Here is an 18,003-nt window from a genome sequence, read left to right as displayed (position 1 = left end):
CGGGTTCTCCGTAAATCGGTCCGGCATATCGGCGTTGAAACGCTGGGTATTAGCGCGTCAATTCTGCTTTAGTGACGATGCTGGTGAAGCGGCGCTTACCGTCCTCAACAACCGCAGCAAGTTCTTCAGCGTTCCTGGTGGCTTCGCCGCGCAGCTCTTCAATCATGTTATAGCTGGACTCCTGGAAACTGACGATAGCGTTAACCAGTGAACGCACGGACTCGGCTTTTATGGTTGAGCCGTAGCCGGCCTGCAGCCCGGCTTCGAGCTGTTTTGTCCCGTTTGAAGCAATAGTGTTAAGGCCCTCGTTGATGCCGGCCTTCATGGCTTCCAGCGTTTTGGTACTTTCATCGAGGCCCTGAAGTGAGGTCATCGAGGCAGAGAGCGCGGTAAAGACGATTTCGTTGGTCGCAAAGAAAGTCACCCCCTGGCGGTATACCCGTTCTTTAATCGCGTTAGTTTGCTGTAATCGGGCGAACACTGCCTCCGCCGCGTTGTAGGCGATAAGCAGGTTATCGGAGAGATCTTTGACGATTTGATAGCGCTCGTCTTCTTTTTGCATGGCGCGCAGGGCTTCATCCCTGACTAATTCACGGCGTGAACGTTCTGAGCCTTCAAGGTTCTCCGTACTGTCTGCGGCTGCCTGCGCGCTCTGCAGCGTCTGGCGGCAGTGCTCTACGCGTTGCTCTGCCAGCGTCATCAGCGCCATAGCATCCACGTGGGCTTCTTTCAGCCCAAAACGGAAGTCCTGGTAGGCGTCGAGAATAACTTTTTCGCGGGAGATTTGCTCATCAGACGCTTTGGCGACTTCGAGCCAGGTCTTTTTAATGGCGTTAAAACGATCTGGAATGGAGCCGCGGCGGAGGGTCATCCAGCCGGACTTAATTCGCTCCACCAAATCCAGTTTGCCGTCGTCCAGCCAGTCCACCATTTGCGTGGCGTCCTGGCGGATAGAGTCGAAAGCGGCGACGATTTTGGTCTGCCGGTTGGCGACGTCCATGCTTGAAATATTGTCGCGAACGACGGCGTTAAAAGCGCTTTGCTGCTGCAGCGTCCTGCCGATAGTGGTCACACGGTCGGCGTCCAGGTCCACAATAGCATCCAGCAATACAAGCACCGGCGTCTCGGCCTCTGGCGCGGGCATGATGCCCAGTTTCTGTAACTTCTGTATGGCACGGGTGGTATAGCTGGCTACGGCAGATGTCATCATCGCTTCCTTTGTTGATGTCAAAATATTTCAGCCAGCACTATACCCTGGTGTTTTGCCCCTGTAATTACCCCTGTGGATTTACCAGCCACGTGCCTGGGTTCGCCACCACAATGGTTTGCTTGCGGGATTGCTCGCCGCCGCTAAGAGTGAGCAGATATTTTCCAGCTGGAAGCTGCAGCGAGGCAAAGCCGTTGGCGGCAGGCGTGACCTTTTGCGCTTTGCCATTAACAGCCAGCTGTTCGCCTTCGTTCATACGGACATAGACGCGAGCAAGGGCACTCTCTGCAGCGGTTGCGGCGGGTGCGCCACCCACCTGCGGCGTGCTTTGGCTGGCAACAACCGGCTCGGCGATGGTCTCGGGGGCAGGAGCCGAAGTGCCACCGCCGCCAAACAGCACCGCGCCGACAATCAGGCCAGCGACGGCGCCAGCGCCAATTTGCAGGGCCGATTGATAGCGCTTCCAGAGCGGGAGAGTCGCGGTGTCTTCAGGCTCTTCTACCGGCACCAGGGCGGTACCGGTTTTCTTGTTGCTGACCAACTCCCTGACGTCGCCGACGGGGATGTCCAGCAGGACGGCGAAGGCATCAATCGACTGAGGGCGATCCTCCGGCTTCAGCGACAGCGCTTTATCAACCGCCTTCAACAGGTTCAGGGAATAGCCTTCGGGCTGGCTTTCCGCGAGCGTAATACAGCTGTCCTGGATGCTGCGGGCCACGCTTGCAGGTGGCGCGCTGCCGGTGATGAGCGTATACAGCACGGCGCCGACGGCGTAGATGTCCGTCCACGGGCCAAGCTGGCTGGCCAGGTCCCCGGTGTACTGCTCCAGCGGCGCGAAGCCAGGGTGGAGCAGGGTGTTGCCTTCATCCAGTGACGCCTGACCGCCACGCGGCGCGCCGGTATTGAGCAAAATAGGCAGGCCGTTATCCTGAATCTGGATGCTTTTGAGGGACAGATTACGGTGAAGATGTTCAGCCGAGTGCAGCGTGGCCAGCGCGCCACACAACATCGGCAGCATGCGGCGGATCCACGCTTCATCAATCAGTCCCGGCTGCTGTTTTTGAAGTTCATCAAGCGTAATACCGTTGTAGAACAGCGTGACCACATAGGCTGTATTGTTATCGCTCCAGATGCGTAATACCTGGGGCAGATTAGGGTGATTAAAGTGGGCCAGCTGGCGCGCTTCCTGCATAAAGCTGTTCAGGCCGGTGGTGTAAACCAGGTGGTCGCGTTCGCTGTGCAGCACCAGCTCCTGCACGTCATTGCGCATGACATAGGCTTTCGGCATATATTCGCGTACTGCCACCACTCTTTCGAGCTGGTGATCCCAGGCCCGGTAAAGAATGCTGGTCATGCTGGCGTCGATAGCTTCCTGAATTTCGAATTCATCAAAGCGGTAGCCAGGCGGCAAAGCGTTGGGCACTCTTGGTATAAAATCGTTATCTATCATGATGTTCTCTGCGCGAGGTCGTGCAACATGCGACAAGTTTATTTTTGGGCGCGCCAGGCACCGGCGGCAGGGTCGCGCAGCTGCGGGTGCAGCGACTCGACCAGCAGCAGCGTAATCGCCGCATTAGGTGCCAGCCAGCCGGACCAGACTTTACGCACCTCGTTCAGCCGTGTTTGAAGACGCTGCTCGTCAAGCGCCATGTCCCGAGGCACTTCCACGGCGACGGTGCCGCTGGCTTTCCAGCCGTTAATTTCCGGGTGATAAGGCAAAATTAACCAGCTTTGCGGCGCCTGCTCGCTGCTGACGACCATGCGTTCATTGTTAACGCTGGTAATCAGCAGGCTGTCGGCATCGGCCGCCGGATTAAGCCCGCTAACCGGGAAACCGTGTACGAAGGTCATTACGATGCGTTTTTCACCGCCGTTGCCGCGCTGAATGACCTCGCTGCTGCCGTTCAGCCAGCCGCCTTTTTCACACTTGCCGTTTTCTTTGCCGGGAATAAACAGCGCGCTGCTGCCGGCGTCACCCTGCCAGAAGGTTCGTAAATGGCAGCCGTCCTGCAGGGTAAATTCCAGCCATGGGGTGCGGTCTAGTGGGGTGGAAAGATCTTCCGGGCGTTCGTTACGGGTGGCAACGGAAGACAGCGGAGATTCAATAGCGACCTCCCAGTCGCTGGCTTTTGAGGCAGAGCCGCGGGCAAGAGAAGCGCCTTCGGTATCCTCCAGTTGCCAGCTTACGCGCTCAATTTCGCTGCACTGGTTTTCCAGCAGCGCGCCGAGGCGGGGCATAAACGTCTTGAGGATGAGCGGATTCTTATCACCGTTTGCCACAATGCGCACTGGCAGTTCGCTTCCACACCAGCTTTGCGGGGCATTGCTTTTAATATTGTCTATCCACACGTCCAGCTTCTGGGAAGGCGACTGAACGATGCGATAGTTCCCTGCCCAGACGGTAGTTGATGCCAGCAGCAACGCCATACCCGAAAGCCAGAGTTTCATAAAAATCCTTGTTAGCCTGTGTGTAAAGAGCGGCAACATTAAGCCAGTCCGGATTGCCCGGCCGGCGGCTGCCTCGCTCTTGCGGTAGTCAATGATAAAGCCCCCGAAGGGGAAGTTTAGTTAATGATCCACGTTCCGTTATCGGCGTTCTGGCAAGCTTTGCTTTTATTATCTACCGCAACGCAGGTGGATTTTTTAGCCGCGCGACGAGGGCGTGGGCGGTCTTTTTTTAACGTTTGGTTATAAAGTTCACTTTTCACCAGCGCTCTAAGCGGCACATAGCCCAGAAGTTCTGGTTGATCCTGTTCGGCGATAGCAAACCAGTGGTTCTCTACCTCGCCCAGCACGGTGTAGCTTTGGCCGTTTTCAAGCTGGGCTATCACTTTGCCGCCAAAATCAGGCTTGCTCATGATGGAGCCAGGATAAAGCGCCCGATAGTCGGCATTCACCGGCGTGAATTCTTTCGGAACTTCAACAATATAGCGGTGAGTAAGGGTGACGCCGTTTACCGTGCTGGTCACAATGGTGTCGTCGGTCATCTTTGGCGGTGGCGCTTTACAGCCGACAACCGTGGTGACAACAAGGAGGACTAACAGGCTTCGCAATTTCATTGAGACGTTCCCTGAGAAAAAGGTTAAAACCCAACCGCCGCGGGAGCAAGGAGCGCCGCACAGGAAAATTTTCCACGACGTGAGATACGCCCACGCAAAACGGTGCGGCGGCTAAGTTGCATCGCCGCGACAAGGAATTCGCGTGGTTTCAGCATAGTAGCGTGATTTTACATAGCCTGGTTAACAATTCAATGGCGATATAACACCGGAATAACCTATTACGTACACGGAGGTTTCATGATGCCCTGGCGCAGAAGAAAATTTGCCTGATGTAAAAATAATCTGATGTTCAATTAATGCGGGCAAGAAGCATGAAAATGCTGCTAATTTTTTGAATTTATTTGATAAATGTAATGTTTTCGGCGAAGTCTTATTTTTATTTTGTGGTCAATTCAGAAGGGTATCTCAGGTTTCCCTGAGGTTATTCTTAAAACAAAGAAAAAAACGGGCAGCCTGTCTATGGGCTGCCCACTCGTCAACCTGAAATCAGGCTCCGCTGGACTGTGAAAAGAGACGTAAAGCCCGCTCGCCCGGTTCATCTATCGGCAGATAGACCAGCAGCCTTGAACCATCCCGAGGCGCGGAGTACCAGTTGACCTGCTGCATGCCGAAGGTACCAATTTGCGGGTGGGTATACTGCTTAATATGGTTCTCGATATTACGGATTTCGTAGCGCTGCTCCCAGAGCGTTTTAAAAGCCGGAGAGGCGACGAAAAACGATTCCAGAAGAGCTTCCCAGCGCGGGTCACCGCGATGCTCGGTGATCCCCGCGCGGAACCAGCCAACAAACTTGGGTAATACGTCCTCGTTACAGTCTACCCGGCTGCGCCAGGTTTCATTCGTCAGATACTGATAGATGCAGTTGCGATGTTCGGGCGGTTCGTTGTCGAGATTAACGCCCATCAGCTGACAAAAATGCGAGTTGTAGCCAAGGATATCGAAGTTGGGCTTCTGAATACTGGCCGGATTAGGCATTAACGCATCAAGCATGCGGCGCGCGGCGGGGCTTAGCCCCTCACACTGAGCGGCAGCGGGTGCTTCGGAAGGGGGAAGGCCGGCCAGGATAAACAGGTGGCGGGTTTCCGCCGGGGAACACTGCAGCGCGGTGGCAATTGCCGCCATAGCGCTGGAGGAAGGATTCACTTCTCGCCCCTGTTCAAGCCAGGTATACCAGGTCACGCCGATGTCGGCGAGCAGCGCCACCTCTTCACGGCGAAGGCCTGGCGTGCGGCGCCGTCCGCTGCGCGGCAGGCCAAGACGCTGTGGGTCCAGGCTTTCGCGCCGGGTACGCAAAAACAGCGCCAGCATTTTACGGCTGTCGTCCAGCGGGCCGGGGCGTAGCTCGGGCTGAGTGATGAGCATCACAAATACTCCAGAATAGTAGTGCCAGTACCAGTATAAGCAGGAACTGGTACCCGGTTAAATTATCAGGAATGCTACGTCGGTTTCCTGAACTATGCAATGGAGTCCCTGATGAATAATTCGCCTGTTTCACCCGGTCGTGCTGGCCTGGTGCTGCTGTTGACGGGCCAGATGTTGCCGTTGATTGACACCTCTATTACCAACGTGGCGCTGGACTCAATCACCCAGTCCCTCGGCACCACGCCAACTCAGCTGGAGCTTATCGTTGCGCTTTACGGCGTTGCCTTTGCCGTAAGCCTGGCGGTGGGCAGCAAGCTGGGTGATAACCACGGCCGCCGCAGAACTCTGCTGTGGGGCGTGGCGCTGTTCGGCATTGCTTCATTACTGTGCGGGATTTCCGGCTCGGTCACCGAGCTTCTGGCCGCACGTACCCTGCAAGGCGTTGGGGCTGCGCTGATTGTGCCGCAAATCCTGGCTACGCTGCACGTCACGCTTAAGGGCACCGCTCACGCCCGCGCCATCAGCCTGTACGGCGGCATTGGCGGGATTGCTTTTATTATCGGTCAAATGGGCGGCGGCTGGCTGGTATCGGCGGATATTGCCGGCCTGGGCTGGCGTAATGCGTTCTTTATCAACGTGCCTATTTGCCTGTTAGTGCTGGTGTTGAGCCGCTTTTATATTCCTGAAACTCGCAGCGAAAGCCATTCGCGCATCGACTGGCAGGGCACCGTTACGCTTGCCCTGATGCTTTGCTGCCTGCTGTTCCCGATGGCGCTTGGCCCCGATCTGCACTGGCCGTGGCCGATGCAGCTGATGCTGGTAGCCACGCTGCCGCTGGGTTACCTGATGCGCGTCGGAGCGCTAAGCCAGCAACAGCGTGGGCTACAGCCGCTGCTGCCGCCAAGGCTGCTGAAGCTGGGTAGCATACGGTTTGGCCTGCTGATCGCGCTGCTGTTCTTTACCTGCTGGTCGGGCTTTATGTTCTGCATGGCGCTGACGCTACAGTCGGGAATGGGCATGGCGCCGTGGCAGTCCGGGAACAGCTTTATTGCGATGGGCATTTCTTATTTTGTTTCAGCGTGGTTTGCGCCGAGGCTTATCGTGCGCCATTCGCTCAGCACTATTCTACTGAGCGGGATCGCGATTCAGGTTGTGGGCCTGCTGGGGCTGATATTTACGCTCTACCATTTTGGCACCCACGCCAGCCCGCTGGCTATTGCGCCTGCCACGCTGGTGACCGGCTACGGGCAGGCGCTGATTGTGAACAGCTTCTATCGTATCGGCATGCGCGATATCGACCTGAACGATGCCGGAGCGGCAAGCGCCATACTGAGCACCTTGCAGCAATCGGCCCTGGGGCTTGGGCCTGCCGTGCTGGGGGCATTGTTCCTGCATCTGCAGCGCCAAAGCGGGGATTACTCGGTGGCAATGATAGGCTTCCTGGCCGCTGAAATTGTGATGATGCTGGCGCTTGCCGTGGCGGCCGTCACCCGCCGTCAGCTTTTATCCGGCGTGAAAGTCTCTTTAAGATAACGTCCCGGCGGCATGCCGATAATGCGGGTAAAAGCAGTGGTAAAGCTGCTGGCGCTTTGATAGCCCATATCATAGGCTACCCGCGTTATCGGTTCGCCGCCGATTAATTTCTCCACCGAACTGATAACCCGCATTCTCTCTCTCCAGCGCGTGAAGCTCATCCCGGTTTCGTTTTCAAACAGTCGCGCCAGCGTTCTTGGGCTGGTGAAGGCTAACGAGGCTAGCTGCTCGAGCGTCTTATTACAGGCAGGGGCTTCCCTGAGCAGGCCGGTTATCTGCTTCAGGCGCTTATCGTTTCCTTCAGGCACGAACAAGTCTGTTTTCAGCACCTGCTTGCGCAGCTGAAAATGTATCAGTTGGGCGATGAGTTCTAGCTGCTCGCCCGCTCCCCGCTGAACGGCTAATGCCTCTTTAGCAAGCTCGGTCAGCAAATTTGAGGCGACGATAAGGGAACAGTGCTGCGGAAGCTGCTGTTCAAATCCTTGTCTGAAACGCAGGTTAATCAGCCGCGAGCGCTCGGTGTACAGCGCGCGGTGAAGTTCGCCCGGCGGCACCCAGATGCCGTTGCCGGGCGTTGCTAGCCACCAGCCTGATTCGGTTTGCAGTCTAAGGGTGCCCGCCAGCGTGACGCTAAGCTGCCCATGCAAATGGCGGTGAAAAGTCACATCGTCACCCCGGAGATGCGCCATGTCGGAAGCTTCAACGGCGACGGATGCGGGATCTGACATATTGGCACTCCTGAGAAGGAATTTGGCGGATTAGCGAAAGAATCATCTTATTTTTTTTCTGATAATACGTGCATCGACGGATTAAGAGGAGAACAAGATGAAAACATTACGTTTCGTAGGTATTGCAGGCAGTCTGCGCAATGACTCAGCTTCCCGCGCGTTGCTGAACAGCATTAGCGAAATGCTGCCGGAGCAGAGCCACTTTACTGCACTTGATATCGGTGCCATGGAACATTACTGCCAGGACCTGGAAAAGGGCGAATTGCCCGAGTCCGTGGCGACCGCCCGGCGGTTGGTGGCAGAGGCCGATGCGGCGATCGTTACCGTACCGGAATACAACCACGGCATGCCCGGCGTGCTGAAAAATGCGCTCGACTGGCTTTCACGGCCGGTCAGGGCCAGCTGCATGATGGACAAATACGTCTTTTTTGTGTCGCAATCTACCGGCGCGCTCGGCGGCGTCAGGGCGCAATATCAGCTGCGTGAAACCCTGGCTTCGATGCTGTGTAATATGGTGCCTTTGCCGGAGATGGCGGTCAGTTTTGCCAATCAGAAAACGGAGAACGGGCGCTTAACCGATCCGGTAACGGCGGAGTATATTCGCCGCCAGCTGAACGTCTTTATAAAGGTGGTTGAGCAAAATAGCACAAACCGCTAACGGCAAGATTATGCCCTGAGACCGCGATCGGGCAGATGAGAGAATCCATGTGCAGGCATGGATTTCTTTTGCCAATAACATCGCGATAAATAAGCGAATTACCGACAGTAATTTTGAGAATAGTGACTGTATTTTGTTGGAATATAAATTCCATCAGATTTGATTTTGTTTGGTTTTTTTAATTAAAAAAATCACTGGCATTAATTGTATGGATTAATGAAGATGTGAATGAGATTTTAAAATATCGTGAAAGTGGGTTAACATAGAGGGACTTCATTCACCTGCGATGCAATATAATTATTATGCCTGCAATGAAAAAGACAATTATTTCTCTGACAACACTGGCGTTATTCGTAAGCTCTGCTAGCTACGCTAACGCGGATTCCACGCAAAAAACCGACTTCCTGCTGATTGGCGGCGGTATCATGAGCGCCTCTCTCGGGACGTGGCTCCAGGAGCTGCAGCCGGACTGGAAACAGGTCATGGTTGAGAAGCTCGACGGCGTGGCGCTTGAGTCCTCTAACGGCTGGAATAATGCCGGTACCGGGCACTCTGCAAATATGGAACTGAACTATACGCCGGAGCGCCCGGACGGTTCTATTGATGTCAGTAAAGCGCTGGAAATTAACGAACAGTTTATGATTTCTCGTCAGTTCTGGTCTGCGCAAATTCAGCGCGGTATTTTGAACGACCCTCATTCGTTTATTAATTCCACGCCGCACATGAGTTTTGTCTGGGGCGATAAAAACGTCGAGTATCTGACCAAGCGTTATGACGCGCTGCAGAAAACGACGCTATTCCAGGGCATGAAATTCTCTACCAACCATGAGCAAATTAAGCAGTGGGCTCCGCTGGTCATGGCAGGGCGCGATGCGAATCAAAAAGTGGCGGCCACCTGGACGCCGGTCGGCACCGACGTCAACTACGGTGAAATTACCCGTCAGCTGATCGGCAGCCTGAAAAAAAGCCAGAACTTCTCCCTGCAAACTTCTTCTGAAGTGACCGACTTCAAGCGCAATGGCGATAATTCCTGGCACGTCACCATTAAAGACGTGAATAGCGGGAAAGAACACGCCATCGACGCGAAATATGTCTTCATCGGTGCCGGCGGCGGCGCATTGAAGCTGCTGCAGGAAACCGGTATTCCGGAATCGAAAAACTATGCCGGCTTCCCGGTGGGTGGTTCGTTCCTGATGACCGAAAACCCGGCGGTAACCAGCCAGCATCTTGAAAAAGTGTACGGCCAGGCGTCCGTAGGGGCACCGCCGATGTCCGTGCCGCACATTGATGCTCGCTTTATCGACGGTAAGCGCGTGGTGCTGTTCGGGCCGTTCGCGACCTTCTCTACTAAGTTCCTGAAAAACGGTTCCTTCTTTGACCTGCTGAGCACCACCACGACCAGCAACTTTATGCCGATGACCGACGTAGGTCTGGATAACTTCGACCTGGTTAAATACCTGATTGGTCAGGTAATGCTGAGTGATGAAGACCGCTTTGAAGCGCTGAAAGAGTACTATCCGCAGGCGCGTAAAGAAGACTGGAAACTGATCCAGGCCGGCCAGCGTGTACAGATCATCAAGAAAGATGAGAACAAAGGCGGCGTGCTGAAGCTCGGTACCGAAGTCGTTGTTGACCAGCAGAAAACCATTTCTGCGCTGCTGGGCGCATCTCCAGGTGCTTCTACCGCCGCACCAATCACGCTGAACGTGCTGAAGCAGATGTTCCCGCAGCAGTTCAACTCTCCTGAATGGCAGAACAAGATCCGTGCCGTTGTGCCAAGCTACGGTCAGGAGATGAACGGCAATGCGGCGCTGACTCAGAAAGTCTGGAATGACACTGCGGCCACGCTGCAGCTGACCAAACCGCCGGTCATTGAAATGAATGACCAGAGCGCTACGCCGGTCGCTAAACCTGCCGAAACGAAAGCCGAGGCTTCTCCACAGCACGATATGGCGCTGTAAGCTTCCCGCGTTCAATCAGTAAATCAGCCCCTGCCAGCGCAGGGGCTTTTTTTTGCCTCTAAAATACTCACCTCTTTTAGAGTGGGGGATATTCCCCCGCTAACCGATATCTCATATTGAGAAATATGCCCTACAGTCCGCGTGTTGACAGGCGATAACGCCACTTTCAAGGAAAACACGATGACTAAACTGAATACCGGAATTTGCCTGCTTACCCTTTGCCTTGGTGCCGCCCTGCAGGTGAACGCCGCTCCCGTAACTGCGGATTGCCAGACGCTCCAGCTCGCAACTTGTCCCGCTCCCACGGACACGAAACTGCCTGACGTAAAAGACATGCTGACCTGGAACCAGCAGCAGCGCGTCGTGGGCTTTCGTAATGATTACCGTTCCTATGAGGGCGATGTTTTCAAAGCCGGGCAGTCTGTGCCTGTCCCACGCGCAGCAAAAGATCTCTCGGGCGTAAGCTACCAGTACGACGGACACGATTTTAAGCTGGGGGAATACCTGAAGCGAAACAGCGTGACCGGCATGATGGTGATTAAGGACGGTAAAATCGTCTGGGATTACTACGGCGAAGGCAACACGCCGACCACGCTGTGGACATCCCGCTCGGTGGGGAAATCGGTGGTTTCCACGCTGGTTGGCGTGGCGGTAAAAGAGGGGAAAATCACCTCGCTCGACGACGAGATTGTTAAGTACAACCCTGATGTTAAAGGCACCGCCTGGGAACACGTCACGGTGCGGCAACTGCTGCAGCACACCTCGGGCGTCAGCTGGGGTGAGGATTACACCAATCCGAAGTCCGACTTTGCCCAACTGACGCAGTGCGAAGCGAACAGCGATACCTACGATTGCGTGAATAAGCTGGTGAAAGACCCGCAGCGTAAAGCTTACGCTAAGCCCGGCGAGGCCTGGTCTTACTCCTCCGGCGGAGCCTGGCTGTTGGGCGATACGCTGGAAAAAGCGACCAGCAAATCTTTGGCGCAAAACCTTCAGGAGGCCATCTGGCAGCCTTACGGCATGACGCACGACGGCGTGTGGCACAGCTATCAGCCAGGCAAGCATGATGTCGGCGCACATGGCTTCAACGCCACGCTCGAAGACTGGGGTAAATTTGGTCTGTTTATTATGAACAACGGCGTGCTGCCGGACGGCAAGAAAATGCTGCCTGATGGCTGGGTGTCACAGGCTCGTGACTGGAATAAAGCGCAAAAATCCGTCACCGCCGCGCATCCGGACGGCAGCTACGGTTTTGAATGGTGGAACAACAGCGTTCCGGCGAATGCGGGCAATGTAGGGCCGAAGCACGGCCTGGAAAGTAAAGACTCGATGTGGGCGCTGGGGATTTTTGGGCAGATGATCATGGTGAACCAGAAAGAGAAGCTGGTGATTGTCCAGTGGTCTACCTGGCCGAAGGCAGAGCCGTCTTTCAGCGCGCAGCCGCTGGAAGCTTCCCTGATGTTCAACGCTATAGCGAACTCGCTTAAGTAACAGAAAAGCCAGCCGAAAGGCTGGCTTTTTACTTTTTTAGGCCTTACAGGCCGCGTTTATCCATCAGTAACGCAAGGTCAACAAGGCGATTCGAGAAGCCCCATTCGTTGTCGTACCAGGCCAGAATTTTGACCAGGTTACCGCCAATCACCAGCGTAGACAGCCCGTCAATAATCGAAGAGCGCGGGTCGCCCTGATAATCGCTGGACACCAGCGGTTCATCGCTATAGCCCAGAATATTTTTCAGCGGGCCTGATTCTGCTGCCTTACGGAACGCCGCGTTCACTTCCTCCGCGGTCACATCACGTTTAAGCGTGACGGTTAAATCGACGATAGACACCACCGGCACCGGCACGCGCAGGGAATACCCGGTCAGGCGGCCGTCCAGTTCAGGAATAACTTTGCCGAGGGCTTTAGCCGCGCCGCTGGAGTAGGGCACAATCGACAGAGCTGCCGCACGCGCCCCGCGCAGGTCTTTTTCCGGCTGGTCGTGCAGCGCCTGACTGTTGGTGTAGGCGTGGGTGGTGTTCATCAGCCCGTGTTCAATCCCAAAAGCCTGATGCAGAACCTGAGCGGCAGGGGCGAGGCCGTTGGTAGTGCAGCTGCCGTTGCTGACCACAAAGTGCTTCTGCGGATCGTAGCTATCGTGGTTCACGCCCAGCACGATGGTCAGGTCGTCATCTTTACCTGGGGCAGAAATAATCACGCGTTTTGCGCCGCCGTGGGTAATGTGAACCTCTGCTTTTTCACGGCTGGTGAAAAATCCGGTGGCTTCAATAACGATATCTACGCCAGCTTCGCGCCACGGAATCTGCGCCGGATCTCTTTCGCTGAAGACGCGAACCGGCTTGCCGTCAACGTGAAGTTGGCCTTCTGAGGCCTCCACCGGCGCGGGTAGTTTGCCCATCAGCGAGTCGTGTTTGAGCAGGTGTGCGAGAGTTTTACTGTCCGTCAGATCGTTGATAGCAACAATCTCAATCTCCGGGTTACCCAGCGCGGCGCGCAGCACGTTACGTCCGATCCTGCCAAAACCATTAATCCCGACCTTAACCATGATTCACTCCTTCTCTTGAATGTCTGGGGTCAGAGTATGCTCAGGGGGGAATGGCGTAAATGACAAAAAAGGATCAATTCACGCCAATTTACGGCAGTGGAAGCGCTCGCGGTACTCTCCGGGCGTAAGGTGAAGCTGGCGCTCAAAAACGCGGCGCAGATTGATCGCGCTGCCAAAGCCCGCTGCAGATGCGACCCGTTCCAGGGTGTCCGTTGACTGTTCAAGATGATGACGTGCGGCGGCAAGCCTGGCCTCTTCCACGTAGCGAGCGGGCGTAACGCCGGTTTCACGGGTAAAGACGCGGGTAAAATTCCTTGGGCTCATGGCCACGCGTTCTGCCAGTTTCTCCACCGACAAATCGTCCGCCAGGTTATCCAGCAGCCAGTCCTGTAGCTGGCCTATAGGCCCGGTGTTGGCGGCCTGGCGCAGATGATAGCGGCTGAACTGCAGCTGCCCGCCTGGGCGATGTAAATACATCACTAAATCCTGAGCGACGTCGCGGGCGAGGGTGAAACCGTAATCGGACTCCACCAGCGCCAGCGTAAGATCGAAACCGGAACTCACGCCGCCTGACGTCCACACCGGCCCGTCCTGAATGTACAGCGGGCCAGCTTCAACTTTAATTTGCGGCCATTTGGCCTGCAGTTCCTCAAGCATTCGCCAGTGGGTGGTTGCCCTGCGGCCGTCCAGTATCCCCGCCTGGGCTAGCAGCATCGCGCCGCCACAGACGGAGGCGATGCGGTCAGCATTGTGTGCCGCGCGGCGTATCCACTCCACCACGGCGCTGCCTTCATGCTCGCTTTGGCCTTTGCCGGTAATCATTATGGTATCGCGGGGCTCGTCGGGATCGAGGTCTGCCAGCCGGTGGTCGGCCAGCAGGTTGAGCCCGGACATGCCGTGCACAACGTGATGAGGCTGAGTAGTAGCGATGCTGATGCGGTAGCGAGGTTCGGCGATGGCCTCCGTATGCAGGCGATTGGCCTGCATCAGAATATCGGCGATACCGGCGGCTTCGAACAGCATGCCGCCGTCAGGAACGATGATCAGAATAGTTTTCATGTCCTGAAAAGTACGCTTTTAACAAATTAAGTCAAGAGGGCTAGCCGTGGTGACGTTTTCCCCAGTCCAGCGCCGTCTCTATCAGTTGAGTCAGCAACCGCTGGAATTGCGCGCCTTTATCCGCTGACCAGGCGAAGCTCTCTTCGTTCATATAGCAGCACTGCGCCACTTCCAGCTGCACGGCATGAATGTTTTGCTCCGGTGCGCCGTAGTGGCGCGTAATGTAGCCGCCCTTGAAGCGCCCGTTAAGCACTTTGCTGTAGCCGTTGAAATGCTCGCTAGTTTTCAGGAGTTCAGCGCTCAGCGCCGGGTTACAGCTGGCACCGTCTGCTGTACCGAAGTTAAGGTCCGGCAGGCGGCCTTCAAACAGGCGAGGAACTACGGACTTGATGGAATGTGCATCCCACAGGATCGCATAGCCGAAGGTTTCTTTCAGTCGGGCGAGTTCCTGAGCAAGCGCCTGATGATACGGCTGCCATATATTGGTCAGGATGTCGGCTCTGGCCTGCTCGTTGGGAGATTTTCCGGCCTCAAACAGCGGCTCACCGTCGAAAAAGATATCCGGGTACAGCCCGGTGGTGGCGGTGGTGTAAAGCGGCTTATCGTCTGACGGGCGATTCAAATCAACCACGTAGCGGGAGTAGTTGGCGCTGAGCATGCTGGCGCCCAGATCGCGTATCGGCTGGTAAAGTTTTGGAATGTGCCAGTCGGTATCTTCCAGTTTTTTTGCCCGCCCGGTCAGCCCGTTCGCCACTTCCGGCGTTAACTGTGTGCCGGGATGCGGCATGCTGATCAGCAGCGGCAGCTTACCCTGATGAAGCTCAAAGCCCTTAATCATTCCACACCTCTTTACCTTGATAGATAACCTGTTTGGAGAGCGAGCCGCCCAGCCAATAGCTGAGCTCGGCAGGATGTTCTATCTCCCAGGCAACAAAGTTTGCTTCTTTACCGGCTTCGAGCGACCCGGCTTTATCGCTAATGCCCAACGCTCGCGCCGCATTGAGCGTCACGCCTGCCAGCGCTTCTTCAGGCGTCAGGCCAAACAGCGTACAGGCCATATTCATCATCAGCCGCAGCGACTGTACCGGCGACGTGCCGGGGTTGAGATCGCTGGAAATAGCCATCGGCACGTGATGTTTACGCAGCAGCGAAACCGGCGGTTTTTGCGTCTCGCGCAGGAAGTAAAATGCTCCGGGCAGCAGGACGGCGGTCGTCCCGTGCCCGGCCATCAGCACAATATCGTCCTCGCAGAGATATTCGAGGTGGTCGGCAGAAAGCGCATTATGGCGGGCGGCAAGCCCCGCGCCGTGCAGCAGCGAAAGCTGTTCGGCGTGAAGCTTGATCGGCAGCCCGAGTTCATGGGCCTTCATAAAGACGCGTTCCACCTGCGGGACGGAAAACGCCAGATGTTCGCAAAAGGCATCCACGGCGTCGACCAGCCCTTCGTTATGCAAAGCGGGTAACCAGTTCTCGCATACCTCGGTGATAAAGTCGTCGCTGCGGTCTTTGTACTCCGGGGGCAGAGCGTGTGCAGCCAGGCAGGTGCTGTAAATCGTCAGCGGCAGATTTTGCGCCAGCTGGCGGATCACGCGCAGCATTTTGCGTTCGTCTTCAAAACTGAGGCCGTAGCCTGATTTCACTTCCAGCGTGGTTACGCCGTCTTTGCGCAACGCATTAATACGGCGGCCGGCGCTTTTCAGCAGGTCGGCTTCGCTCGCCTGACGCGTGGCCTTCACCGTGCTGGCGATGCCGCCGCCTGCCGCGGCAATGTCAGCGTAGGTTGCACCATTCAGGCGCATTTCAAACTCCTGGCTGCGGTTACCGCCGAATACGCTATGGGTGTGGCAGTCGATAAGACCGGGAGTGACCAGTTTGCCGTGCAGGTCGCGTTCTTCGTCATAAGGCAGGTCGGGACGCTGGCTATAGGGGCCCACCCAGGCAATTTTGCCGCCTTCGGTTAGCAAAGCCGCATCTTCGATAAGATTGTAGTGGCCGTTGGCCATGGTGGTGATGTGGCAATTGCGCCATAAAATCCGCATAAGATCTCTCTCATCAGGACAGGGCGCGGCGAGTGCCGCGCCACAGAGGAACTATTTCGCCAGCATTGGCAGGTTAAGGCCGTGCTCTTTGGCACACTCAATAGCAATATCATAGCCCGCATCCGCATGGCGCATGACGCCGGTGGCCGGATCGTTATTCAGCACGCGGGCGATTCGCTCTGCCGCTTCGTCGGTGCCGTCGCAGACGATAACCATGCCGGAGTGCTGCGAGAAGCCCATGCCGACGCCGCCGCCGTGGTGCAGGGAAACCCAGGTCGCGCCGCTGGCGGTGTTCAGCAGGGCGTTCAGCAGCGGCCAGTCGGACACGGCATCGGAGCCATCCTGCATTGATTCGGTTTCGCGGTTCGGGCTTGCCACCGAGCCGGAGTCAAGATGATCGCGGCCGATGACGATAGGCGCAGACAGCTCGCCGCTTCTGACCATTTCGTTAAACGCCAGCCCCAGCCTGGCGCGCTGGCCCAGGCCGACCCAGCAGATACGCGCCGGCAGGCCCTGGAAGCTGATGCGTTCTTTGGCCATGTCCAGCCAGCGGTGCAGGTGTTTATCGTCCGGAATCAGCTCTTTGACCTTGGCGTCGGTGCGGTAGATATCTTCCGGGTCGCCGGAAAGCGCGGCCCAGCGGAAAGGCCCGATGCCGCGGCAGAACAGTGGGCGAATATAGGCCGGAACAAAGCCCGGGAAATCAAACGCGTTGCTCACGCCCATCTCTTTTGCCATCTGGCGTATGTTGTTGCCGTAGTCGAAGGTTGGGATACCCTGCTGCTGGAAGGCGAGCATCGCTTTCACGTGCTCTGCCATCGAAGCTTTCGCCGCCTGAGTCACCACGGCAGGCTCAACGGCGGCGCGTTCGCGGTACTCTTCCCAGCTCCAGCCCACGGGCAGGTAGCCGTTGAGCGGGTCGTGGGCGCTGGTCTGGTCGGTCACCATGTCCGGGCGAACGCCGCGTTTTACCAGCTCCGGCAGAACTTCTGCCGCATTGCCGTGCAGGGCGATAGAAACGGCCTTACCTTCGCTGGTGTAGCGTTTGAGGCGGGCGAGGGCGTCGTCCAGATCTTTCGCCTGTTCGTCTACATAACCGGTGCGCAGGCGGAAGTCGATGCGTGACTGCTGGCATTCAATGTTCAGTGAACAGGCACCGGCCAGCGTGGCGGCCAGAGGCTGTGCGCCGCCCATGCCGCCCAGGCCTGCGGTCAGCACCCAGCGCCCGGTCAGCGAGCCGTTGTAGTGCTGGCGGCCCGCTTCGACGAAGGTCTCGTAGGTGCCCTGCACGATGCCCTGGCTGCCGATGTAAATCCACGATCCGGCGGTCATCTGGCCGTACATCGCCAGACCTTTAGCGTCCAGCTCGTTAAAGTGTTCCCAGTTTGCCCAGTGCGGCACCAGGTTTGAGTTAGCAATCAATACGCGCGGCGCGTTGGCGTGGGTTTTAAAGACGCCAACCGGCTTGCCGGACTGCACCAGCAGGGTTTCGTCCTCATTCAGCTCTTTCAGCGCCTCCACCATTTTATCGAAGCATTCCCAGTTTCTCGCTGCCCGACCAATGCCGCCGTAGACCACCAGCTCTTTCGGGTTCTCAGCCACATCCGGATCGAGATTATTCATCAGCATGCGCAGCGGGGCTTCCGTCAGCCAGCTTTTTGCATTCAGCTTTGTGCCGCGTGGCGCCCTGATTTCAACATCACGATAACGAGAAAACTCACTCTTCATGGGGGTTCACCTTGTTTTGAGATAACGGAGAAATGCTCACGAAAAATACCATGTCATTTTTTCGTTTGCTTGTATATACATGATTAGCATATTTGATGCCAGGCGCGACATTGAATTTATTTAT

The 18,003-nt window shown here is 56.3% G+C and carries 15 protein-coding genes; 4 read left to right on the top strand and 11 right to left on the bottom strand.

The window, feature by feature from the left end:
* Positions 1-49: 49 nt before the first annotated feature.
* The 5 genes from HX778_RS23770 to HX778_RS23750 all read right to left on the bottom strand — a co-directional run bounded on the left by HX778_RS23770 (position 50) and on the right by HX778_RS23750 (position 5,628).
* A complete protein-coding gene (locus tag HX778_RS23770; protein WP_235212896.1) occupies positions 50-1,210 on the bottom strand; it encodes a merozoite surface protein 3b in 1,161 nt (386 codons plus the stop codon).
* A gap of 64 nt (positions 1,211-1,274) precedes the next feature.
* A complete protein-coding gene (locus HX778_RS23765) occupies positions 1,275-2,657 on the bottom strand; it encodes a protein kinase (protein ID WP_176983242.1) in 1,383 nt (460 codons plus the stop codon).
* A 38-nt stretch (positions 2,658-2,695) separates the two neighbouring features.
* A complete protein-coding gene (locus tag HX778_RS23760) occupies positions 2,696-3,655 on the bottom strand; it encodes a hypothetical protein (protein WP_038482189.1) in 960 nt (319 codons plus the stop codon).
* 116 nt (positions 3,656-3,771) lie between these two features.
* Positions 3,772-4,266 (bottom strand): SH3 domain-containing protein, encoded by a 495-nt coding sequence (locus HX778_RS23755; protein ID WP_038482192.1) that lies wholly within the window; start codon positions 4,264-4,266, stop codon positions 3,772-3,774.
* Positions 4,267-4,752: 486 nt separating this feature from the next.
* A complete protein-coding gene (locus HX778_RS23750; protein WP_052049048.1) occupies positions 4,753-5,628 on the bottom strand; it encodes a helix-turn-helix transcriptional regulator in 876 nt (291 codons plus the stop codon).
* 111 nt (positions 5,629-5,739) lie between these two features.
* On the opposite strand from HX778_RS23750, the gene HX778_RS23745 reads away from it, so the two are divergent.
* On the top strand, positions 5,740-7,161 hold the full coding sequence (locus HX778_RS23745) for an MFS transporter (RefSeq protein ID WP_038483496.1): 1,422 nt from the start codon (positions 5,740-5,742) through the stop codon (positions 7,159-7,161).
* Here the strand turns inward: HX778_RS23745 and HX778_RS23740 are convergent.
* Complete coding sequence (locus HX778_RS23740; protein WP_176983241.1) at positions 7,125-7,889, bottom strand: AraC family transcriptional regulator; 765 nt, start codon at positions 7,887-7,889, stop codon at positions 7,125-7,127. The two genes, HX778_RS23745 and HX778_RS23740, sit on opposite strands and share 37 nt — an antisense overlap.
* A 97-nt stretch (positions 7,890-7,986) precedes the next feature.
* Here HX778_RS23740 and HX778_RS23735 point away from each other — a divergent pair, with 97 nt between their 5' ends.
* The 3 genes from HX778_RS23735 to HX778_RS23725 all read left to right on the top strand — a co-directional run bounded on the left by HX778_RS23735 (position 7,987) and on the right by HX778_RS23725 (position 11,999).
* Positions 7,987-8,547: an NADPH-dependent FMN reductase gene (locus HX778_RS23735; protein WP_176983240.1), complete on the top strand. Its 561-nt coding sequence runs from the start codon at positions 7,987-7,989 to the stop codon at positions 8,545-8,547.
* Between the two features lie 302 nt (positions 8,548-8,849).
* Complete coding sequence (mqo, locus tag HX778_RS23730) at positions 8,850-10,508, top strand: malate dehydrogenase (quinone) (RefSeq protein ID WP_144244076.1); 1,659 nt, start codon at positions 8,850-8,852, stop codon at positions 10,506-10,508.
* Between the two features lie 180 nt (positions 10,509-10,688).
* Positions 10,689-11,999, top strand: coding sequence for a serine hydrolase (locus tag HX778_RS23725; RefSeq protein ID WP_176983239.1), 1,311 nt, complete (start codon positions 10,689-10,691; stop codon positions 11,997-11,999).
* A 43-nt stretch (positions 12,000-12,042) separates the two neighbouring features.
* Here HX778_RS23725 and gap read toward each other — a convergent pair whose 3' ends face one another.
* From gap to hutU, 5 genes are all read right to left on the bottom strand, one after another.
* Positions 12,043-13,053, bottom strand: a complete 1,011-nt coding sequence (gap, locus tag HX778_RS23720; RefSeq protein WP_176983238.1) for a type I glyceraldehyde-3-phosphate dehydrogenase — start codon at positions 13,051-13,053, stop codon at positions 12,043-12,045.
* 78 nt (positions 13,054-13,131) lie between these two features.
* Positions 13,132-14,112, bottom strand: coding sequence for a GlxA family transcriptional regulator (locus HX778_RS23715; RefSeq protein ID WP_176983237.1), 981 nt, complete (start codon positions 14,110-14,112; stop codon positions 13,132-13,134).
* A gap of 40 nt (positions 14,113-14,152) precedes the next feature.
* Positions 14,153-14,950: an N-formylglutamate deformylase gene (gene hutG / locus HX778_RS23710; protein ID WP_038482210.1), complete on the bottom strand. Its 798-nt coding sequence runs from the start codon at positions 14,948-14,950 to the stop codon at positions 14,153-14,155.
* Positions 14,943-16,151, bottom strand: a complete 1,209-nt coding sequence (hutI, locus tag HX778_RS23705) for an imidazolonepropionase (protein WP_176983236.1) — start codon at positions 16,149-16,151, stop codon at positions 14,943-14,945. Before hutI ends, hutG begins: the two co-directional genes overlap by 8 nt.
* Positions 16,152-16,202: 51 nt before the next feature.
* Positions 16,203-17,879, bottom strand: coding sequence for a urocanate hydratase (gene hutU / locus HX778_RS23700; RefSeq protein ID WP_038482216.1), 1,677 nt, complete (start codon positions 17,877-17,879; stop codon positions 16,203-16,205).
* Between the last annotated feature and the right edge of the window lie 124 nt (positions 17,880-18,003).

It is taken from the genome of Cedecea sp. P7760 (assembly GCF_013386425.1).
In the GTDB taxonomy this organism is placed as follows: Bacteria; Pseudomonadota; Gammaproteobacteria; order Enterobacterales; family Enterobacteriaceae; genus Cedecea; species Cedecea selenatireducens.
Note: the sequence above shows the minus strand (reverse complement) of the source record. Positions and strands in the feature narration are given on the sequence as shown.